The following is a 21,299-nucleotide window of genomic DNA, read 5'->3' as shown; positions in this document are numbered from 1 at the left end:
TCGTCTATCGGTTGATTTTCCTCCCCAAGACCGTGTAGCGTTTTCCGCTACGCGGAGCACACAAAAATGCAGATTGTGTGTGCGCCGTCACCGTGCCACTCTTTTTGCAACAGATGGTCTTTCAAAGGGCAAAAAGCCCGGGCCGTCCGACAGGGGATAATGATGCCACGCACTTATTTTTCGCAGGCGGCGAAGCTTTCTCGCCGCACCGCCCTGACCCTTGCGCTCGGGACCGCACTCTGGCTGCCGTTCTCGGCTGTCGAAGCTGAGGCCGCACCCAAGACGGCGTTAACACTTGGCATGGCGATCGAGCCGACCGGCCTTGACCCGACGATCGCAGCCCCGGTCGCCATCGGTCAGGTCACGTGGCAGAACATTTTCGAAGGCCTTGTCACCATTGACAGCAAGGGGCAAGTCAAGCCGCAGCTCGCTGAAAGTTGGCAGATCTCTCCTGACGGCAAGACCTATACGTTCAAGCTGCGCAAGGGCGTGACCTTCCACGACGGTGAGGCCTTTGATTCCTCGGTTGCGAAATTTTCGCTGGATCGTGCCCGAGGCGAAAGCTCTGTCAATCCGCAGAAACGCTTCTTTGCTTCCATCGACACCATCGAGACGCCGGACCCTGAAACGCTGGTGTTGAAACTGAAGCAGCCCGCTGGCAGCCTCATCTATTGGCTCGGCTGGCCAGCCTCAGTCATGGTCGCGCCGAAGAGCGCAGAAAACAACCGCACGACGCCGATCGGCACCGGCCCATTCAAATTCGTCAGCTGGGCAAAGGGTGACAAGGTCGAGCTTGAAAAGAACCCTTCCTATTGGGACAAGAACGTTGCGGTAAAGCTGGAGAAAGCCACCTTCCGCTTCGTCGCCGATGCGCAGGCCCAGGCGGCCGCGTTGAAAGCCGGCGATATCGACGCATTCCCGGAATTTGGTGCGCCCGAGCTTATGTCCTCCTTCGAGGGCGACGCACGTCTTGGTACCTTCATCGGCAACACCGAACTCAAGGTCGTTGCGGGCATGAACAATGCCCGCAAGCCCTTCGACGACAAGCGTGTGCGCCAGGCGTTGATGATGGCGGTCGACCGTCCTACCGTCATCGAAGGCGCGTGGTCCGGTCTCGGCACCGCCATCGGTAGCCACTATACGCCCAATGACCGCGGTTATATCGATATGACCGGTGTGCACCCCTACGATGTCGAGAAAGCCAAGGCGTTGCTGGCCGAAGCCGGTTATCCGAATGGTTTCAGCTTCACCATCAAGGCCCCGCAAATGGCCTATGCGCAGCGCACCTCACAGGTTCTCCAGGCCATGCTGGCAGAAATCGGCGTGACGATGACCATCGAGACCACCGAGTTTCCGGCCAAGTGGGTCGCGGATGTCTTCAAGGGCGGCAATTACGACATGACCATCGTCGCCCATGCCGAGCCGATGGATATCGATATCTACTCCCGTAACCCCTACTACTTCAATTACAAGAACCCGACCTTCAACGAGGTCATTGCCAATGTCGAGAAGACGGCCGACTCTGGTGAGCAGGAAAAGCTCTACGGTGAGGCACAGAAGATTCTTGCCGAAGACGTGCCGGCGCTCTTTCTCTTCGTGATGCCGAAGCTCGGTGTCTGGGACAAGAAGGTCAAGGGACTTTGGCAGGATGAACCTATACCGTCGAACGTGTTGACGGACGTTCATTGGGAAGATTGAACATCATGGAGCGAGGCGCACCCATACCCCACATTGTGCCGTCGGACATCTCGCCCTCAAGGGGGGGAATCGATTGGCGGTCACCCTCTCGCTTTTCCCGGATGGTCGAGATGGGGCATGGGTATCCTTTTTTCCAATCTCCCCCCTCAAGGGGGAGATGTCCGGCAGGACAGAGGGGCGCGCGCCTTTCACAACGCGTCACCAGTGATTGCAGATCATGACGACCCTGATCCTCAAACGTATCCTTGGTCTGTTCGTCACGCTTCTGGCGGTCTCCTGCCTGATCTTCTTTATCATGGGCCTGCTGCCGGGTGATCCGGCGGCCATCATGCTCGGCACCTCTGCGAGCCCCGATACCCTCGCCGCATTGCAGAAACAGATGGGCCTCGATCAGCCGCTGCCGCTTCGGTATGTCCATTGGCTGATAGGCGTGCTGCATGGCGATCTCGGACAGTCCTATACCTACGGTGTGCCCGTGGCAGGCCTGATCGTCGAGCGACTGGCCGTTACCCTCCCGCTTGCTTTCCTTGCCGTGTGCCTTTCGGTCGCCATCGCCATTCCACTCGGTGTGGCGGCTGCGAGAAACCGCAATGGCGCGCTGGATTTCGCCGCCGGGCTGTTTTCCCATGTGGGCATTGCCGTGCCTGGCTTCTGGGTCGGGTTGCTGCTCATCATTCTCTTCTCCACAACGCTCGGCTGGATGCCGGCTGGCGGTTTTCCCGGCTGGACGCCAAGCCTTTCCGCCGGTCTCATGGCGCTCCTTATGCCAGCCATCGCGCTCGCCGTCTCACAGGCCGGTGTTCTGACCCGCGTCTGTCGCTCTGCAGTGCTGGAGGTGATGAATGAGGATTTCGTTCGCACCGCCCGGGCGAAGGGTTTGAGCGAGCGGGTCGCGCTGTGGCGGCATGCGGTACCAAACGCGATGATCCCGGTCGTCACCATGATCGGCCTGCAATTCACCTTTCTGATTGCCGGCGCGGTGCTGGTGGAGAATGTCTTCAACCTGCCAGGCCTCGGGCGGCTTGCCTATCAGGCGCTGACCCAGAGGGATATCGTCGTCATGCAGTCCGTCGTGCTGTTCTTCTCAGCACTCGTCATCATCATGAATTTCCTGGTCGATATCGCCTATCTCTTCATCGATCCAAGATTGCGGACAGGTGCGCGATGATGCGACTGCTCCGCCGCCGCCCGGCATTCGTCATCGGTATTGCTGTTACGAGCTTTCTGATCGCGGTCGCGTTGCTGTCCCTGGTCTGGACGCCGCTCTCTCCCACCAAAATGCAGATCGTTCAGAAGCTGAAGTCGCCCTTCGTCTATGGTGGGCTCGGCACGGATCACTTCGGACGCGACGTGCTCTCCATGTTGATGGCGGGCGCGTGGAACTCACTGTCGACGGCGATTGCTGCCGTCGCCATCGGCGCCTTCATCGGCACCGCCATCGGCGTCACGGTCGCAGCCGTCAGAGGGTTTACCGAAACCGTGGTGATGCGCATATGCGACATCATTTTCGCCGTGCCGCCCATCCTGTCGGCGATGATGCTCGGTGCCTTTATCGGCACCGGCCGGTTCACCGCCATCATTGCCATCGCCACCTTCATGATACCGGTCTTTGCCCGGCTGACGCTGGGTGCCGCGCTGCAGATATGGGCGAGAGAATATATTACAGCAGCAACCAGCATCGGTCAGAACCGCGCCAAGATCACGCTTCTTCACGTTGTCCCGAATATCTCCAACCAGATCATCGTGCAGGTGACGATCCAGCTTGGCCTTGCGATCCTCACGGAAGCCGGGCTCTCCTTCCTCGGTCTCGGCATGCCGCCACCCGCGGCCACCTGGGGACGGATGCTCGCCGATGCCCAGACCTATCTCGGCGTCGCCCCCTGGCTTGCCATCATGCCGGGCCTTGCCATCGCGCTTGCCGTCTTCGGCCTCAACCTGCTCGGCGATGGCCTTCGCGATCTCCTCGACCCGCGCGATACGAGCTGATCGCCCGAAGACGATATCACCCTCATCTCCTGTTATTTTTGACGAGACGATTCCATGACCGATCTCATAGACCTCAACACGCTCGAAATTCTGGCGCTCTACCGCGACAAGGCACTGTCCCCACTGGAATATTGGCAGGCCGTGGAGGCACGCATCGAGGCATTCGAGCCGATCGTCAACGCGCTTTATGCCTATGATCCGGAAGATGCCCGCAGGCAGGCGGCAGCCTCGACGCAGCGCTGGCTCAAGGGAGAAACGCTCGGTCCGCTTGATGGTCTTCCGGTCTCGCTCAAGGAGCTCATCGCCACCAAGGGCCAGCCGGTGCCGCTTGGCACAAAGGCTGTCGAACTGGTTCCAGCCGGTGAGGATGCACCGGTGGCGGCGCGCTGCCGCGAAGACGGAGCGATCCTCTATGCCAAGACGACCTGCCCGGATTACGGCATGCTTTCGTCGGGCCTTTCCAGCTTCCATAAGCTTAGCCGCAACCCTTGGGATCCGACACAGAACCCCGGCGGCTCCAGCGCCGGTGCGGCCTCCGCGGGGGCGGCCGGTTACGGCACACTCCATATCGGCACGGATATCGGCGGCTCCGTGCGTCTTCCCGCCGGATGGACCGGTCTATTCGGTTTCAAGCCCAGCCAAGGCCGTATTCCGGTCGATCCCTTCTACACCGGTCGTTGCGCCGGGCCGATGACCCGCACCGTCACCGATGCCGCTTATGCGATGGCGACGCTGTCGCGACCGGACTGGCGCGACGGCACATCGCTGCCTCCCAACGAAATCGATTGGCTCGACCTGAACGCCGATGTAAAGGGCCTGAAGATCGGTTTGATGCTGGATGCGGGCTGCGGCCTCCCTCTGGATGACGAGGTACGTGACGCTGTCCTCTCTGCTGCCAAGCTCTTCGAAGCGGCGGGCGCCATCATCGTTCCCGTCGAGCCGGTGCTGACGCGCGACACGTTGGATGGGCTGGATGATTTCTGGCGGGCGAAATTCTGGGGCGACATGGTGGCGCTCAGCGAGGAACGCCGGGACTTGATCCTTCCCTATATTCTGGAATGGGCAAGCAAGGGTGCGGACGTGTCAGGGTCGCGCGCCGTCTTCGGCTTCAACCAGACCATGGAAATGCGCAAGAGCTGCGGCCGGCTGATGCAGAGGGTCGATGCCGTCATCTCGCCGACCAATCCGATCGTCTCCTATCCGGCAGACTGGGCTTCTCCCACCAATGACCCGCAACTGCCCTTTGAACACATTGCCTTCACGGTGCCGTGGAACATGTCGGAACAACCGGCCTCCTCGATCAATTGCGGCTTCTCGAAGTCCGGCATGCCGATCGGCCTGCAGATCGTTGGCCCGCGCTTTGAGGATCTCTTTGTTATGAAGTTGTCCAAGGCCTTCGAGGACTGGAGTGGCGGTGTGAAAAAGTGGCCGCAGCCACCAGCGCGAGGCTGATCAGGCATGCGCCGAGGTTGCAAGCGTTAGCGTGCTGGGCGATGCTTCAAGCCGAGCCGTGGCACCCGAAACGAGGAATACCATGATGCCGACATGCGATTGTGCGGTCGAACTTTAAGGAGATCAGCATGCTTTTGGCCGGAACGTCCATGGAAGAAACCGGCGGGTCTGTGACCCCGGTCCTGTCGGTTCAAAATCTCACCACGTCCTTTCGCGTCGATGGCGGATGGAAATCCGTCGTGCGAGATATGAGTTTCGAGATCGCGCCGCGCGAAACGGTGGCAATCGTTGGGGAAAGCGGTTCGGGCAAGAGCGTTACGTCGCTCTCCATCATGCGGCTTCTCGATAAGAAGATGAGCCGCATCGAAGGGGAGGTCATGCTCGGCGGGCGAAATCTTTTGAGCTTGCCGGAAGAGGAGATGCGCAAGGTTCGCGGCAAGGAGATCTCGATGATCTTCCAGGAGCCGATGACCAGCCTCAATCCGATCTTTCCGATCGGCAAGCAGATCGCCGAAGCGCTGACCGTGCATCAGAATATCTCCTCATCGTCCGCAAAAGCAGAGGTCATCCGCCTTCTGGAAAAGGTGCGCATTCCCAATGCGACAAGCCGCTTTAATGATTATCCGCATCAGTTTTCCGGCGGCATGCGCCAGCGCGTGATGATTGCCATGGCACTTGCCTCCCGGCCGAAGCTCCTGATTGCCGACGAGCCGACGACGGCGCTCGATGTCACGATTCAAGGCCAGATCCTCGACCTCATCAAGCAGTTGCAGGAAGAGGAGGGCATGTCGGTTCTGTTCATCACCCATGATATGGGTGTCGTGGCCGAAGTGGCGGATCGCACCATCGTCATGTTCCGCGGCGATGTGGTCGAGACCGGCACCACGGATGATATCTTCCACCGCGGACAGCACCCCTATACGCGTGCGCTTCTTTCTGCGGTCCCGAAGCTCGGCTCGATGAAGGAGCGCATGCTTCCCGCCCGTTTCCCGATCATTGATATCAAGACGGGCGAGAGCCAGCCAGCGGTGGAGGTCAAGGATACGGTTTCGGGTGGCAAGACGCCCATCCTTTCGGTCAAGGATCTGACGACCCGCTTCGATATCCACTCTGGTCTTCTCGGTCGTAAATCCGGTGCCGTGCATGCGGTGGAGAAGGTCTCCTTCGATCTTTCCGAAGGAGAAACGCTTTCGCTCGTTGGCGAGTCGGGTTGCGGTAAGTCCACCACCGGCCGCTCGATCACTCGACTGATCGAGCCAACATCCGGCAATGTGATGCTCGATGGCTATGAGGTGATGCAGCTCGACAAAGTTACCTTGCGCGCCATGCGCCGCAGTGTGCAAATGATTTTTCAGGACCCTTTCGCCAGTCTCGACCCACGCATGAGCGTGGGTGCAGCAATCATGGAACCCTTCATCGAGCACCGCCTCGGCAGCAAGCAGCAGGCGCGTGAAAAGGCTGCGGATCTGCTAGAGAAAGTGGGCCTTAATCCTGATATGATGCGGCGTTTCCCGCATGAATTTTCCGGCGGCCAGCGTCAGCGCGTGGCCATTGCGCGCTCTTTGATGCTCGACCCCAAGGTCATTGTTGCCGACGAGGCGGTCTCGGCGCTCGATGTCTCGATCAAGGCGCAGGTGTGCAACCTTCTCCTCGATCTGCAACAGAGCCTCAATCTGGCCTTCCTGTTCATCTCGCACGATATGGCCGTGGTGGAGCGGGTCAGCCATCGTGTGGCGGTGATGTATCTCGGTGAGATTGTCGAGATTGGTCCGCGCGCCGCCGTTTTCGATAATCCTCAGCACTCTTACACGAAGAAGCTGATGTCTGCCGTTCCGGTGCCGGACCCTTCACGACGGCATATTCGACGCAACATGGCCACCGACGAGATCAAAAGCCCGATCCGCCCTGTCGGTTACGTGCAGCCGCCGCGCCATTACCGCGAGGTTTCCGCCGGTCATCTCGTACAGGAAGCAAGCTGAAGGCTCGTACCCGCGATCAACAGCCGTCTGTCGTGTCTCATGGTTTGACTTTTTACTGCAAAAAATGCCAGCACTTGGGGAGCAGACAAGTTAGGGCAGAGACATGGCCAGGCGATCCGATAGCGGTGGACGGTTAGACGATGCGGCGCGCGCCGGCTGGCTCTATTATGTGGCCGGTCGCACGCAGGACGAGATCGCCGCAGCCATGGGAATTTCGCGCCAGTCTGCGCAGCGTCTCGTCTCACTGGCGGTGGCCGAGCGTCTGATCAAGGTGCGGCTCGATCACCCGATTGCCGCCTGTCTGGAGAAGGCAGAGGCGCTGCGTGAACGCTTTTCGCTAAAGCATGTCGAGGTCGTCCCGAGCGATCCGGCAGGAACCTCCTCCACCGTTGGAATTGCCGAGGCGGGTGCGGCGGAAATCGAGCGCTGGTTGCGCCAGCCAGATCCGATCGTGCTGGCCGTCGGAACGGGGCGCACGCTGAAAGCCGCGGTGGATCAATTGCCGCCGATGGATTGTCCGCAGCATCGCATCGTCTCACTCACCGGCAATATCGGTCCCGATGGCTCGGCCGCCTACTACAACGTCATCTTCTCCATGGCGGATGCGATCAAGGCTCGCCACTTTCCCATGCCGCTGCCGGTTCTTTGCTCATCGTCTGAAGAGCGCCTCCTGCTGCATGACCAACCCATGGTTCGCTCAACGCTGGCTTTGGGTGCTGCCGCGAATGTGACCTTCGTCGGAGTTGGCGAGTTGGGAGAAAACGCGCCGCTCTGTCTCGATGGGTTCCTCGCCGTTGACGAGATGAAAAAACTGATCGCCGAGGGTGCCGCAGGCGAAATCTGCGGCTGGTTCTTCGATGGGGATGGGCAGATCATGAACAATCCCATCAATGATCGCGTCGCCTCCGTTCCCGTGCCGCCGAGGGAGACTTGCACCGTGGTCGGTATCGCTCAGGGACGAAAGAAATCGCCCGCCATTTTGGCCGCTTTGCGCGGTGGGTTGCTCAACGGCGTCATCACCGATGAGCAATCGGCTGAATATCTGCTCACGCACTGAGCAAAAATATATCATTTGAATCAGTATATTAGCTCCTTCTTTTGCGTTGCAGCGCAGGAGGATGCTTGACTTTGCGTCGAGATAAGTGAGTAATTGCCCTCGAGCAAAGCGAATGCTCATTTTTCTTCTGGGAGGAAGATCATGACATTGAAGACACTTCTGCTGGGCGCATGCTCGGCTCTCGCCCTTTCCGGCCTCGCGTCTGCAGAAACATTGACCATTGCCACCGTCAACAACGGTGACATGATCCGCATGCAGGGACTGACGAAGGAATTTACCGACAAGAACCCCGACATCCAGATCGAGTGGGTCACACTGGAAGAGAACGTCCTGCGCGAACGCGTCACGACGGATATCGCTACCAATGGCGGCCAGTACGACATCATGACCATCGGCAACTACGAAGTTCCGATCTGGGCCAAGCAAGGCTGGCTTCTGCCGCTGGAAAAGCTCGGCGACAAGTATGATGTCAACGACATGCTGCCATCCATTCGTGGTGGCTTGACGGTTGAAGGCAAGCTCTATGCGGCGCCCTTCTATGGCGAATCTGCCATGATCATGTATCGCAAGGACCTGTTTGAAAAAGCCGGCCTGAAAATGCCTGAAAACCCGACCTGGGAATTCATCGGCGATGCGGCCCGCAAGATCACCGACCGTAAGGCCGACGTCAACGGCATTTGCCTGCGCGGCAAGGCGGGTTGGGGCGAAAACATGGCCTTCATCACCGCGCTTACCAACTCCTTCGGTGGCCGCTGGTTCGATGAAAACTGGAAACCGCAATTCGATCAGCCCGAGTGGAAGAACTCCCTGCAGTTCTACGTCGATCTGATGAAGGATGCCGGTCCATCGGGCGCTGCGTCCAACGGCTTCAACGAAAACCTGACGCTCTTCCAGCAAGGCAAGTGCGGCATGTGGATCGACGCTACCGTTGCTGCTTCCTTCGTGTCGAACCCGAAGGACTCCAAGGTTGCGGACAAGGTTGGCTACGCGCTCTTCCCGACGCATGGCGAATTGAAGAACCATGGCAACTGGCTGTGGTCCTGGAACCTTGCGATCCCGAAGAGCTCGCAGAAGGCTGAATCGGCAGAGAAGTTCATCGCCTGGGCAACCAGCAAGGACTATTCCGATCTCGTCGCCTCCAAGGAAGGCTGGGCCAACGTTCCTCCGGGCACGCGCACCTCGCTCTACAAGAACGCTGACTACGAGAAGGCGGCACCATTCGCCAAGACGACGCTTGCAGCCATGAATGCAGCCGACATCACCAAGCCAACGGTCAAGCCTGTGCCTTACACCGGTGGCCAGTTCGTGGCGATCCCCGAGTTCCAGTCGCTCGGTACCACGGTCGGCCAGCTGTTCTCGGCAGTCGTTGCAGGCCAGTCTTCGGTTGATGATGCGCTCGCAGGCGCTCAGTCCACCGCGACGCGCGAAATGACCCGCGCCGGTTACATCAAGTAATCCTCCCGAAGCCTGCCGCCCGGCCATTGCCGGGCGGCGGATCTTCTCGATCGTCTTCATAATCAAAAGAATGCACCGCCTGCGGTATTATTCCCGCGCGCGATACTGGGAGGACAGCGAATGGCAACGCAGAACACCAGGAACCTGGCGCGCGTGATGATGGCGCCATCCGTTTTCCTGCTTCTCATCTGGATGATCGTGCCGCTGGCGATGACGCTGTGGTTTTCCTTCCAGAACTACAATCTGCTGAACCCGGCCAATGTCAGTTTCGCCGGTTTGTTCAACTACAAATTCTTCTATACCGATCCGGCCTTCTTCCAGTCCATCTGGAACACGCTGGTCATCGTCGGCGGTGTGCTGCTGATCACCATTATCGGCGGCGTTGCGATTGCGCTTCTGCTTGATCAGCCAATCTTCGGCCAGGGCATCGTTCGCATTCTGGTGATCTCTCCCTTTTTCGTCATGCCACCGGTCGCGGCACTGATCTGGAAGAACATGATTATGCACCCCGGTTACGGTGTGCTTGCGGACCTGAACAGGTTCTTCGGCTTTCAACCTATCGACTGGTTCTCGCGCTTCCCGCTTTTATCCATCGTCATCATCGTGGCCTGGCAATGGCTTCCCTTTGCGACGCTGATCTTGCTGACTGCCCTTCAGTCTCTCGACGGCGAACAGAGAGAGGCCGCCGAAATGGATGGCGCAAACTTCTTTAACCGCTTCATCTACCTGACGCTGCCGCACCTGGCGCGCGCCATGACGGTGGTCATCCTCATTCAGACCATCTTTCTTCTGGGCGTCTATGCGGAAATTCTCGTCACCACCAATGGCGGACCCGGCTATGCCTCTACCAACCTGCCGTTTCTGATCTACCGGACCGCGCTGCTTGGTTACGACGTGGGTGGTGCTTCAGCCGGCGGTATCATCGCCATCGTACTCGCCAACATCGTCGCCATCTTCCTGATGCGCTCGGTCGGCAAGAACCTCGATCGTTAAGGAGACGTCCCATGGCTCGTAAAGTCTCTACCCGTTCGAAGATCGGCTTTACCATCGCGGCATGGGTGGTTGCGCTCATCCTGTTCTTCCCGATCCTCTATGCCTTCCTCACCTCCATCAAGACGGAGCCGGAAGCGATTGCAGGCTTCAGCCTCTGGCCGTCGGGGACGCTGGAAAACTATGTGACGGTGAACACGCAGCGCGACTACTTCAAGCCCTTCATGAACTCGGTCGTTCTATCGGTCGGCTCCACGATCCTGGCTCTGCTCATCGCCATTCCGGCGGCCTGGGCCATGGCATTTTCGCCGACGAAGCGCACGAAAGACATCCTGATGTGGATGCTCTCCACCAAGATGATGCCGGCCGTTGCCGTGCTGGTGCCGTTCTATCTGATGTTCCGCAATGCCGGCCTTCTCGACACCCGCTTCGGCCTGACGCTGATGCTGACCATGATCAATCTGCCGATCGTGGTGTGGATGCTCTACACCTACTTCCGTGAAATTCCAGGTGAAATCCTGGAAGCCGCCCGGATGGATGGCGCGTCGCTGTGGAACGAGATCGTCTATGTCCTGACACCGATGGCGGTTCCCGGCATTGCCTCGACACTGCTTCTCAACATCATTCTGGCCTGGAACGAGTCTTTCTGGACCATTCGCCTGACGACCACAAACGCAGCACCGCTAACGGCGTTCATCGCCTCTTTCTCATCGCCGCAGGGCCTGTTCTGGGCAAAGCTTTCTGCGGCTTCGATGATGGCGATCGCGCCAATCCTGGTGCTCGGCTGGTTCAGCCAGAAACAACTCGTGCGCGGCCTGACCTTCGGCGCTGTGAAATAAGGATCATAACAATGGGCAGCATTTCGCTTAAAAATGTTTCGAAGGTCTTTGGCGAAGCCAAGGTCATCCCATCCATCAATCTCGACATTCAAAACGGTGAGTTCGTCGTCTTCGTCGGCCCGTCTGGTTGTGGCAAGTCCACGCTGTTGCGTCTGATTGCCGGGCTTGAGGACGTCAGCGGCGGCCAGATCATCATAGACGGCAAGGACGTGACCGAAAAGGCACCGGCCGAGCGCGGCCTTGCCATGGTGTTCCAGTCCTACGCGCTTTATCCGCATATGAGCGTGCGCAACAATATCGGCTTCCCGCTGAAGATGGCGAAGATGGAAAAGTCCGCCATCGACAAGAAGGTGAATGACGCCGCAGCCATCCTCAATCTGACCGATTATCTCGATCGCCGTCCCTCGCAGCTCTCCGGCGGTCAGCGCCAGCGTGTTGCCATCGGTCGCGCCATTGTCCGCGAGCCCTCCGCGTTCCTCTTCGACGAACCGCTGTCGAACCTCGATGCGGCACTGCGTGGCACGATGCGGCTGGAAATCTCCGAGCTGCACAACACGCTGAAGACGACGATGATCTATGTGACCCACGACCAGGTCGAGGCCATGACCATGGCCGACAAGATCGTGGTTCTGAACCGCGGCAATATCGAGCAGGTTGGTTCGCCGCTCGATCTCTACCGCAGCCCGGCCAATCTCTTCGTCGCGGGCTTCATCGGCTCTCCGCGCATGAACCTGGTCAAGGGTGCCTATGCCTTTGGCAAGTCGGCGGAGACGGTCGGGATCCGGCCTGAACATTTGCTGCTGTCGAAGGACAGCGGTTTGTGGAAGGGCAAGGTCAACGTGGCCGAGCATCTTGGTTCGGATACCTTCCTCCACATCGACGTCGAAGATATCGGCATGATCACCGCGCGCGCCGGTGGCGAATTCGCCTGCCAGCACGGCGATATCGTCTTCATCACGCCGGATGAGACCAAGGTCCACAGGTTCGACACCAATGGTCTGGCAATCCGGGCGTAGTGCCTGGACGCCGGCATTCGGCGAAAGCCGTCACGACATGGACCTTGAGCGCGTTTTGCGCGCCGGTTCGATTGCGAATTATTCGAGGATTGTCTCATGACCTGCAAACTCTCGCTTGCAACGCTTGATCAGGCAAAGGCCACCGCCCAGGTTCCCTCCTATGTGCGGAGCGACCTTTCGGCCGGCATCGTTCACTTCGGCGTCGGCAACTTTCACCGTGCGCATCAGGCCATCTATCTCGACGATCTTTTCAACACCGGTGCCGATCATGATTTTGCGATCATCGGGGCTGGCGTGCTGCCCTCGGATGCTGTCATGCGCGAGAAGCTCGCCGATCAGGATTTCCTGACGACGGTCGTCGAGCAGGACAATAACCGAACAGGCGCCCGCGTTACCGGACCGATGATCGACATCCTGCCGGTCGGCGACGCCAAAGCGATTATCGAGGCACTTGCCGACCCGAAGATCCGCATCGTCTCGATGACCATCACCGAGGGCGGCTACTTCATCGATGCGTCCGGCGCGTTCAATCCGCAGCATCCAGCCATTGCCGAGGACGGCAAGAACCCGGCAGCACCGAAGACGGTGTTCGGCCTCATCGTTGCTGGTTTAAGAGCACGCCGCGACAGAGGCATCCCGGCCTTCACGGTCATGTCCTGTGACAACATTCCTCACAACGGCAAGGTCACGAAGAATGCCGTGGTCGGCCTTGCGGCCCTGTCCGATCCAGCCTTCGCCACCTGGATCGGTGAGAACGTTTCCTTCCCCAATTCCATGGTGGATCGCATCACGCCGGCCACCGGCGATCGCGAGCGCTCCATTGCCCGCGACGACTTCGGCATTGAGGATAACTGGCCGGTCTTCTGCGAAGAGTTCAAGCAATGGGTCATGGAGGACAATTTCCCCGCCGGTCGCCCGGCGCTGGAGAAAGTTGGCGTTCAGTTCGTGTCCGACGTGGCGCCATATGAACACATGAAGATCCGCATCCTGAACGGCGGCCATGCGGCTATTGCCTATCCCGCAGCACTTCTTGATGTTCACTTCGTCCATGAGGCGATGGAGCATCCATTGATCCGCGCCTTCCTCGCGAAGCTCGAAAAGGAAGAGATCATCCCGATCATTCCGCCGGTGCCGGACACCAATCTCAACGAATATTTCGAGCTGATCGAGCGCCGTTTCCTCAACCCGAAGATTGGCGACACCATTCCGCGCCTGGCGCAAGACGGCTCCAACCGCCAACCAAAATTCATCCTGCCTTCGACTTCGGATCGTCTCGCCCAAGGCCTCGATATTGTCGGTCTGTCGCTGGTCTCGGCATTGTGGTGCCGCTACTTCTACGGCACCTCGGACAGCGGGAAGCAGATCGTCTTCAACGATGCGAGTGCCGAGCGCCTGCAGGCCGCAGCGATCAAGGCAAAGGACGACCCGATGGCGTTCCTTGCACTGAGCGACATTTTCAGCGACGTTGCCGACTCCGACCTCTTCCGCAAGCGCTTTGCCCATGCTCTAAAGACATTGTGGCAGCAGGGAACGGCAAAGACGCTGCAACTCTATCTGGACGATAAACTCATCGAAAGCTGACATCATGCCAACCGGAACCGGCCCCTTGGTGATCTTCGACTGCGATGGCGTTCTCGTCGATAGTGAGCCGGTCTCAGTTGCCGTGCTGATCGACATGCTGGCGCATCTGGGTGTTCAGATGACCGAGGAAGAGGCCTATCAACGGTTTCTCGGCCGCAGCCTCGCCAACATGACTGCAACGCTTTGGGAAGAATACGGTATCGAGACCGATATCGACTTCCTCGAACACATGCGAAGCGCGCTTTTCGAACGCTTTCGCCTCGAATTAAAGGCCATCGAAGGCATTGCCGAAACCTTGGACCGGCTCGACGTGCCTCGCTGCGTGGCCTCGTCCAGTCAGCCGGAACGCATACGCTACTCGTTGGGCCTTACGGGACTCATCGAAAAATTCGAGCCGCATATTTTCAGCGCGACCATGGTGAAGAACGGCAAGCCGGCACCCGATCTCTTCCTGCATGCCGCGCACGAAATGGGCGCGGAGCCCGCCAATTGCATCGTCATTGAAGACAGTCCGGCCGGTATTGCGGCAGCTAAGGCTGCTGGCATGTGCGTTTTTGCTTTTACAGGAGGCTCTCACGCACGCTTCCCCGCATTCCGCCAACAGATCGCAGCGCTTGAGCCAGATCTCGTGTTTGACGCGATGCCGGATTTGGTCCACCTTGTGCGCGACCGAAAGGGCCGCCAAGGCTCAAGAGCAGAGGCTGGTTGACGTGCAGGTGAAGACACGGAACGGTTCTCTCCCGGTTTTCGGCAAAACAGGGATGGGAAACTAGCTTCATGCGCCAATATCTCGTTGCGGTCGATGTCGGAACAGGCAGCGCGCGCGCCGGGGTGTTCGATCGTAATGGTGCAATGCTGTCTCGCGCCACTCATCCCATCCTGATGCAAAGGCCGAGGGAAAACCACGCCGAGCACGATTCCGAGAACATATGGAAGGCGGTCTGCCTTTCGGTGCGGTCTGCCATGGCGGACGCGGCGATCGATCCGGCGCGTGTGGCTGCTATCGGGTTTGATGCCACATGTTCGCTGGTTGCGCGCGGCAAGTCTGGCGAGCAGGTGTCGGTCTCGACCACCGGCGAAGACCGGTTCGACACGGTGGTTTGGCTTGATCATCGCGCCATCAACGAGGCGGATTTTCTCACCGCGTCGCATCATCCGGTTCTGGATTTCGCCGGCGGATCGATATCTCCCGAAATGCAGATACCGAAGCTTATGTGGTTGAAGAAACACCTGCCTCAAAGCTGGTCGAGAGCCGCTTACTTCTTCGACCTTGCCGACTTTCTCACATGGAAGGCAAGCGGCAGTGCTGCGCGCTCCAACTGTACATTGACGGCAAAATGGAATTTTCTGGCGCATGAACAGCAAGGCTGGCGCAACGACTATCTTGAAATTGCCGGTATCGGCGATCTGAAAGAACGTGCCTCGCTGCCTGCAAGCGCCGTAGCACCAGGTCAGGCCGTTGGTACCCTCTCGGCCAAGGCTGCCGATGAATTGGGGCTAGATACGCAATGCCGGGTCGCGACCGGCATGATCGACGCCTATGCGGGCGCGCTTGGTGCGCTTGGCGGGAGCCTCGACAACCATGTGGAAAACAACGTCGCGCTGATCGCTGGCACATCCAGTTGCCTTGTGGCGCTGACGCCCAATCGCATTCATGGTCGCAGCCTGTGGGGACCCTACTGGCAAGCTGTTTTGCCGGATCACTGGCTGGTCGAGGGCGGACAATCGGCAACGGGTGCGCTGCTCGACCATATCGTGCGCATGCATGCCGCGGGGGGAGAGCCGGATGCGGCACTTCACCGTCGCATCGTCGACCGCGTCATGGTGTTGCGGGCAGGGGAGGGAGAGGGATTTGCCAGCCGTCTGCATGTCCTACCGGATTTTCATGGCAACAGATCGCCGCTTGCCGATCCGCATGCCAGAGGTGTGATCAGTGGCCTGACACTCGATACCTCGTTCGACAGCCTCTGTGCACTGTACTGGCGCACGGCTGTGTCGATCGCGCTCAGCACGCGCCACGTTCTGGATGCGATGGAAGGGTTCGGATATCGCACCACCACGCTTCACGTCGCGGGTGGGCACATCCACAATCCGCTGCTGATGGAACTCTATGCCGACGCGACAGGCAAACGGGTCGTGGTGCCACAGACCAGCGATGCTGTTCTTCTCGGAACGGCCATGACCGCTGCTGCAGCGGGCGGCGTCTATGACAGCCTGGCGAAGGCGGGTGCTGCCATGTATCCCGGCTGTGAGGAGCGCCAGCCGGATCGATCACGCGCATCCGTCTATGAGCGCGATTACAATAAATTCCTCGCAATGTATCGACATCGCGAGGAACTGGATCGCCTTTGAGGGACGTGAGACTGCGCGGTTTTGGACGCGTCCCTCAGATCACCGGATAGAGCGACCAGAAGAACAGATCATGTTCCTGATCGCGATCGCGCTGCTCGGACTCGTCGCGCGTGACCTGGTCCTTTTTCGATCCGCTCTCACGCTTGAGCTTTTCTTCCTGTGCCCGACGGCCAAGGCCGAAGAGATCGAAGGAAAGCATGTTGAAACCAGCAACCATTTTCATTCCTCCTGTCACCAAACTTAACAATGTGTAAAGTTTCGCGCTTTGCCACGATTTCGTCAAGATTGCGGGAGGGATTCCTGTGTCACTGCTGTGGACGGGAGGGAAAGATCCTTCCAATAGCAGCGTTTCAGTGAGAGCATTTTTTCACAGGGCCTGGAAGGCGGTCCAACGCGCCCTCACAAAGAATAGATGGCATCCAGCGCCTTAAAGGCTTTTTCGACCGGTCTTGAGTGGCCCTGGAATTGCAGGGCGTGGGCGAAGGCTTTGATGTTGGCACGCACCGCCTCCTTGCTGGCACGCTGGCCGGTATGGTTGAGGCGGACCAGTCGATCTGAGCCCGGTCCGACCGCTGCGCCAATATCTGCCCCATTTAGCCTCGCGGCCTGGAGAAAATTGCTATGGTCGATGTTCGCCGGAAGCTTGACGGCTGTCACCAGTGCCGAAGCGAGATGGTCGTCGACCCAGACCTCGGCACCGAGCGCGCGCAAAGCGTCTCGCGTCGCCTTCGCCGCCAGACGATGCCGCGCTTCAACCGCATTGATGCCTTCGGCTTCCAGACGCTCGAGTGCGGCGTCTAGCGCGAAGAATTCGAGCGGCGAAGGTGTGCCGGGCAGAGCGCCTCTGCCGGTCTCGAGCCATTGCTCTTTCTGATCGAGAAGGGACAGCATCGAATTGCGTGGCGCGCCCTCATGCTGCAGCATCGCCCAGGCGCGGTCGCTGACCGAGATTGCCGAGACGCCCGCCGGCCCTGCGAGCGATTTTTGCGGACCGATCACGACGATATCGATGCCGTCTCCATCCACATTGAGAGCATGGCCGCCAATCGATGCGACCGCATCCACAATCGTAAGCACACTTCTTTCACTTGCAAGCCGAACGATATCTTCCAGCGGATTGAGAATGCCGGTGGCGGATTCGGCATGGACCAGTGACAGCACAGAGATATCGTGATGTTGGTCCAGGTGCTGTCGCACAGCCTCTATCGCGACCGGTCGTCCGGGCTCCGCCACGAGATTGATGACATCGCTGCCCCCGCGCTTCAGCCAGTTGCCGAACCATGCACCATAGGGGCTCGTCACGATGTTCAGCGCTTTCAGGCCAGTTCGCGCAAGGCTGGTGGCGACGGCTTCCAGCGCCAAGACTGCCTCGGCCTGAATGAGAAGCACATCGTTACGTGTCTTCATAAGGGCCGCCAATCGGTCTGCAAGCTTTGCGTAACGCTCCGAAGGAAAGGCGGGCACGTCGAGCAGATGGCTCCAGTTGCGATCAGGCATGGCTTTGGTCCTTACGAAGTGTGGGAACGGCGGCGATCAGCCGTCTTGCTGTATCCGACTGTGGGTTCGAGATCACGCTGTCCGTCTCTCCCTGTTCGACGACGCGCCCCATCTCCATGACGGCAACGCGATGGCAGACGGCACGAATGACCGCGAGATCATGCGAGACGAACAGACAGGAAAGGCCGGTCTCGCTTTGAAGGGATACCAGCAATTCGAGGATCTGGGCGCGGACGGAAACGTCGAGCGCGGAAACGGCCTCATCCATCACCAACAGGGACGGGCGGCAGGCGATGGCCCGGGCGATTGCGACACGCTGTCGCTGGCCGCCCGACAGTTGGAGAACAGGACGTGCAGCGTAGTCCGCGCCAAGCCCAACCCGCTCCAACAGCCGGACGATCTCGGCTTGTCGATCGCGGGGCGCGACGATCCTGTGGATTCGTAACGGTTCACCGATCGCATCTGCCACCGTGGCGCGCGGATTGAACGCGCCATGGGTATCCTGAAACACCATCTGCACATGGCGACGGGCGGCTCTCAGCTCCTGACCCGAAAGGGCCAGCCAGTTCTGGCCTTGAAAGCGCACCTCGCCGCCATCTGCGGGCGAAAGCCGCATGATAATGCGCGCGAGCGTCGATTTCCCGCACCCGGACGGGCCTGCCAGCCCAAGCGTTTCGCCGCGCGCCAGCGTGAAGGAAACATCGTCGAGTGCTTGGACCGTTCGTCCGCGCGCTTGGTAGCGCTTGGAGAGGTGGTTGACGGAGAAGAAAGGCTCCATCAACTAGCCCTCCGGATCTGCGGTGGGGTGGTCAGATCAAGGTGCGATGAGAGGAGACGTTTGGTATCGCCGCTTGCCGGATTCGAGAGCACATCCTGCGCCTTGCCCGACTCTATAAGTCGGCCCGATTGGAACACCGCGATCTCGTCCGCAAGGCTGGAGGCCAGCGCGATATCGTGGGTAATGAAAATCAGCGTCATGCCATTGGCGCTGACAAGGCGGCCGAGAAGCCGGGCGATCGCCGCTTGCGTGATTGTGTCGAGCGCGCTGGTGGCCTCATCGGCAATAAGGATTTTGGGCGCTGCGGAGATGGCGGCCGCAATTGCCACACGTTGCCGCTGCCCGCCGGAGATTTGATGCGGATAGGCCGACAGCAAGGCATCAGGGTTCGGCAGTTGTACCTCTGTCAGCAAATCCCGGGCGTGAGCCCGCGCCTGTTTTCGGGTGAGGCGAAGATGACGGATCGCAGCCTCGGCCACCTGTTCGCCAATCGTCAGTACCGGGTTGAGGCTGGCGCTCGGGTCTTGAAAGATATAGGCGATATCGCGGCCCGGCGTTGGGAATCGTGCTTGGTGGCTCTTATCGGGGTGTCCATTCCAGATCAGCTGACCTTCGGTTTTGGCTCCGCGCGGCAACAAGCCGGCGATGCAGCGTGCCAACGTGCTTTTGCCCGATCCGCTTTCGCCGATGATCGCCAGGCGCTGCTTTTCCTGAAGCTGAAGCGATACGTTGCGCAAGGACGGTTGCGCGGCGCAGTGGTAGGTGACGCTGAGCCCTTCGATTTTCAGAAGCGGGGCAAGGCTCATCGCGCAGCCCCTTGACCGGCGAACGCCTTGTTGATGCCCTCACCCAGCAGATAGACCCCAAGGACAGTAGCGAGCAGAGCCATGCCGGGGATAATGGAGAGGTAGGCCGCCGAGCGAAGCACGTTTCTCCCCTCGGCAATCATCCCACCCCAGGTCACGATGTTCGGGTCTCCAAGTCCGAGAAAGGAGAGCGCGGCTTCGGTGAGTATTGCCGCAGCGACGATGATGGCGGCGAGCGCCATAACCGGCGGCAAGGCGTTGGGGAGAATTTGGCGGAAGGCAATTTCCATTGGGTGCATGCCGATGGTGCGCGCCGAGGCCACATAGTCGCGCTCGCGGATCGACAGCACCTGCGCGCGTGTCAATCGCGCCGGGTCGGCCCAGGCGCCGAGCGCGATGGCAATGACCACGATGGGCAGCGATGGACCGATGGTGCTGACGAAGGCAAGTGCCAGAAGAAAGCTCGGCACGATCTGAAAGGCATCGGTGATCCGCATCAACGCCTCATCGATGATACCGCCAGCAAAGCCCGCAAGCGTTCCCATGACGGTGCCGATCAGAAGGGCTGCGGCGGCAGCGCAGAGACCGACGAGCAGCGAACTGCGCGCAGCGTGGAACAGGCAGGCCAGAACATCGCGTCCAAGCGTATCGGTTCCGAGCGGCAGGGCGCGGTCGGTGAATGGCGGAATGAGTGGCGCGGCGACGATGGAAAGCGGATCGTTGGGAAAGACAAAAGGCGCTGAAAGGCCAGAAGCTGCCACGACGAAAAGGATTGCGAGACCGACCAGGCCTTCGCGGCTGCGGAACACTTGGCTAAGAACCGTCACGCCGTTTCCTCCCCGGCGCCGATACGCGGATCGAGAAGCGCGTAGAGCAAGTCGACGATCAGATTGACGAGGATGACGAAAACGGCGCTGACGAGGATGATTCCCATCAGCAAGGGTGTATCCCGCCCTGCCACCGCCTCCTGCGCCAATCTGCCGAAGCCCGGAATGGCGAAGACGCTTTCTATCACAACGGAGCCGCCCAGCATCATAGCGGATTGAAGGCCAAGCACGGTGAGAAGGGGAAGGGCGGCATTGCGGGCAACATGACGCAGCACCACCCGCGCGCGTGACAGTCCTTTCGATTGGGCAAAGGAGACGAACTCCATCCGCCAGATCTCGCCCATGGCGCTTCGCATCACGCGCAGGAAAAGACCGAGATAGATCAGGCCAAGGCTCGCAACGGGAAGAACGAGATGCCGCGCAATGTCGAGGGCGCGTGCGAAACCTTGCTTACCGGAAGCGATGGTTTCCAGACCGGATGTAGGGAGCCAGCGAAGCTTGACTGCGAAGACGAGCACCAGGACGAGACCGAGCCAGAACCCTGGAACGGCATACAGTGCAAGTGATACAGATGATAGCGCACGGTCCAGCAGGCTTCCCGGCTTTGCTCCAGCGACAATCCCCAGAGCAGTGCCAAGAATGAAGGACAAGAGCGTCGCGCTTCCCATCAAAAGCAGCGTGTTCGGCAAACGCTCCATAATCAGCGACAGCACAGGGCGGTCGAAGGCGACCGACCAGCCGAGATCGAGTTTCAGGACGGAGGTGGCGTAAAGCCACAGCCGCCATAGGGCCGAGTGATCCAGCCCATATTGCGTCCGCAGGCTGTCTCGCAGGCTGGCATCTCCGCCACCAATCGACACCAGATAGGCGTCGACTGCGTCGCCCGACGCATTTTCCAACAGCAGGAAGGTGAAGAGGAGCACGATGATCAGCACCGGAATGGCGCTGATCAGCCTGCGACGGAGAATGCGGCCTGCGCCTCCCAC

The 21,299-nt window shown here is 59.5% G+C and carries 19 protein-coding genes; 13 read left to right on the top strand and 6 right to left on the bottom strand.

What is annotated here, in order from left to right; translation table 11 throughout:
* The first annotated feature begins 162 nt into the window (after positions 1–162).
* From ACTJKV_RS12610 to ACTJKV_RS12550, 13 genes are all read left to right on the top strand, one after another.
* On the top strand, positions 163–1,698 hold the full coding sequence (locus tag ACTJKV_RS12610; RefSeq protein WP_440598772.1) for an ABC transporter substrate-binding protein: 1,536 nt from the start codon (positions 163–165) through the stop codon (positions 1,696–1,698).
* A 217-nt stretch (positions 1,699–1,915) separates the two neighbouring features.
* Positions 1,916–2,866, top strand: a complete 951-nt coding sequence (locus tag ACTJKV_RS12605; protein WP_440598771.1) for an ABC transporter permease — start codon at positions 1,916–1,918, stop codon at positions 2,864–2,866.
* Positions 2,863–3,684, top strand: a complete 822-nt coding sequence (locus tag ACTJKV_RS12600; protein WP_062423587.1) for an ABC transporter permease — start codon at positions 2,863–2,865, stop codon at positions 3,682–3,684. Before ACTJKV_RS12605 ends, ACTJKV_RS12600 begins: the two co-directional genes overlap by 4 nt.
* Positions 3,685–3,738: 54 nt before the next feature.
* Positions 3,739–5,136 (top strand): amidase, encoded by a 1,398-nt coding sequence (locus tag ACTJKV_RS12595; protein ID WP_440598770.1) that lies wholly within the window; start codon positions 3,739–3,741, stop codon positions 5,134–5,136.
* Positions 5,137–5,264: 128 nt separating this feature from the next.
* A complete protein-coding gene (locus tag ACTJKV_RS12590) occupies positions 5,265–7,115 on the top strand; it encodes an ABC transporter ATP-binding protein (RefSeq protein WP_440598769.1) in 1,851 nt (616 codons plus the stop codon).
* A 103-nt stretch (positions 7,116–7,218) separates the two neighbouring features.
* Positions 7,219–8,172, top strand: a complete 954-nt coding sequence (locus tag ACTJKV_RS12585) for a sugar-binding transcriptional regulator (RefSeq protein ID WP_062443615.1) — start codon at positions 7,219–7,221, stop codon at positions 8,170–8,172.
* Between the two features lie 141 nt (positions 8,173–8,313).
* Positions 8,314–9,627, top strand: coding sequence for an ABC transporter substrate-binding protein (locus ACTJKV_RS12580; RefSeq protein ID WP_062443612.1), 1,314 nt, complete (start codon positions 8,314–8,316; stop codon positions 9,625–9,627).
* A 120-nt stretch (positions 9,628–9,747) separates the two neighbouring features.
* Positions 9,748–10,620: a carbohydrate ABC transporter permease gene (locus tag ACTJKV_RS12575; RefSeq protein ID WP_440598768.1), complete on the top strand. Its 873-nt coding sequence runs from the start codon at positions 9,748–9,750 to the stop codon at positions 10,618–10,620.
* Between the two features lie 11 nt (positions 10,621–10,631).
* Complete coding sequence (locus ACTJKV_RS12570; RefSeq protein ID WP_062423581.1) at positions 10,632–11,456, top strand: carbohydrate ABC transporter permease; 825 nt, start codon at positions 10,632–10,634, stop codon at positions 11,454–11,456.
* A gap of 11 nt (positions 11,457–11,467) precedes the next feature.
* Positions 11,468–12,472: an ABC transporter ATP-binding protein gene (locus ACTJKV_RS12565; protein WP_112359366.1), complete on the top strand. Its 1,005-nt coding sequence runs from the start codon at positions 11,468–11,470 to the stop codon at positions 12,470–12,472.
* 96 nt (positions 12,473–12,568) lie between these two features.
* Positions 12,569–14,053 carry a mannitol dehydrogenase family protein gene (locus ACTJKV_RS12560; RefSeq protein WP_440598767.1) on the top strand — a complete coding sequence of 495 codons (1,485 nt, stop codon included), beginning with the start codon at positions 12,569–12,571 and terminating at the stop codon, positions 14,051–14,053.
* 4 nt (positions 14,054–14,057) lie between these two features.
* Positions 14,058–14,762, top strand: a complete 705-nt coding sequence (locus ACTJKV_RS12555) for an HAD family hydrolase (protein WP_062423578.1) — start codon at positions 14,058–14,060, stop codon at positions 14,760–14,762.
* A gap of 68 nt (positions 14,763–14,830) precedes the next feature.
* A complete protein-coding gene (locus ACTJKV_RS12550; RefSeq protein ID WP_113227232.1) occupies positions 14,831–16,405 on the top strand; it encodes an FGGY-family carbohydrate kinase in 1,575 nt (524 codons plus the stop codon).
* Between the two features lie 34 nt (positions 16,406–16,439).
* Here ACTJKV_RS12550 and ACTJKV_RS12545 read toward each other — a convergent pair whose 3' ends face one another.
* From ACTJKV_RS12545 to ACTJKV_RS12520, 6 genes are all read right to left on the bottom strand, one after another.
* Positions 16,440–16,622 carry a hypothetical protein gene (locus ACTJKV_RS12545; RefSeq protein ID WP_207773752.1) on the bottom strand — a complete coding sequence of 61 codons (183 nt, stop codon included), beginning with the start codon at positions 16,620–16,622 and terminating at the stop codon, positions 16,440–16,442.
* 182 nt (positions 16,623–16,804) lie between these two features.
* A complete protein-coding gene (locus tag ACTJKV_RS12540) occupies positions 16,805–17,902 on the bottom strand; it encodes a pyridoxal-phosphate-dependent aminotransferase family protein (protein ID WP_113227231.1) in 1,098 nt (365 codons plus the stop codon).
* The gene (locus tag ACTJKV_RS12535) at positions 17,895–18,680 is read right to left on the bottom strand and encodes an ABC transporter ATP-binding protein (protein WP_113227230.1); all 786 of its coding nucleotides are present in this window, start codon (positions 18,678–18,680) and stop codon (positions 17,895–17,897) included. Before ACTJKV_RS12535 ends, ACTJKV_RS12540 begins: the two co-directional genes overlap by 8 nt.
* Positions 18,680–19,486, bottom strand: coding sequence for an ABC transporter ATP-binding protein (locus tag ACTJKV_RS12530; RefSeq protein WP_440598766.1), 807 nt, complete (start codon positions 19,484–19,486; stop codon positions 18,680–18,682). Before ACTJKV_RS12530 ends, ACTJKV_RS12535 begins: the two co-directional genes overlap by 1 nt.
* Positions 19,483–20,313, bottom strand: a complete 831-nt coding sequence (locus ACTJKV_RS12525; protein ID WP_427929184.1) for an ABC transporter permease — start codon at positions 20,311–20,313, stop codon at positions 19,483–19,485. The genes ACTJKV_RS12530 and ACTJKV_RS12525 overlap by 4 nt, the downstream gene beginning before the upstream one ends.
* Positions 20,310–21,299, bottom strand: a complete 990-nt coding sequence (locus ACTJKV_RS12520) for an ABC transporter permease (RefSeq protein ID WP_427929183.1) — start codon at positions 21,297–21,299, stop codon at positions 20,310–20,312. Before ACTJKV_RS12520 ends, ACTJKV_RS12525 begins: the two co-directional genes overlap by 4 nt.

This window comes from Agrobacterium sp. 22117, assembly GCF_052045735.1.
GTDB classification, from domain to species: Bacteria; Pseudomonadota; Alphaproteobacteria; order Rhizobiales; family Rhizobiaceae; genus Agrobacterium; species Agrobacterium cavarae.
This window is presented reverse-complemented; position numbering and strand designations above follow the sequence as displayed.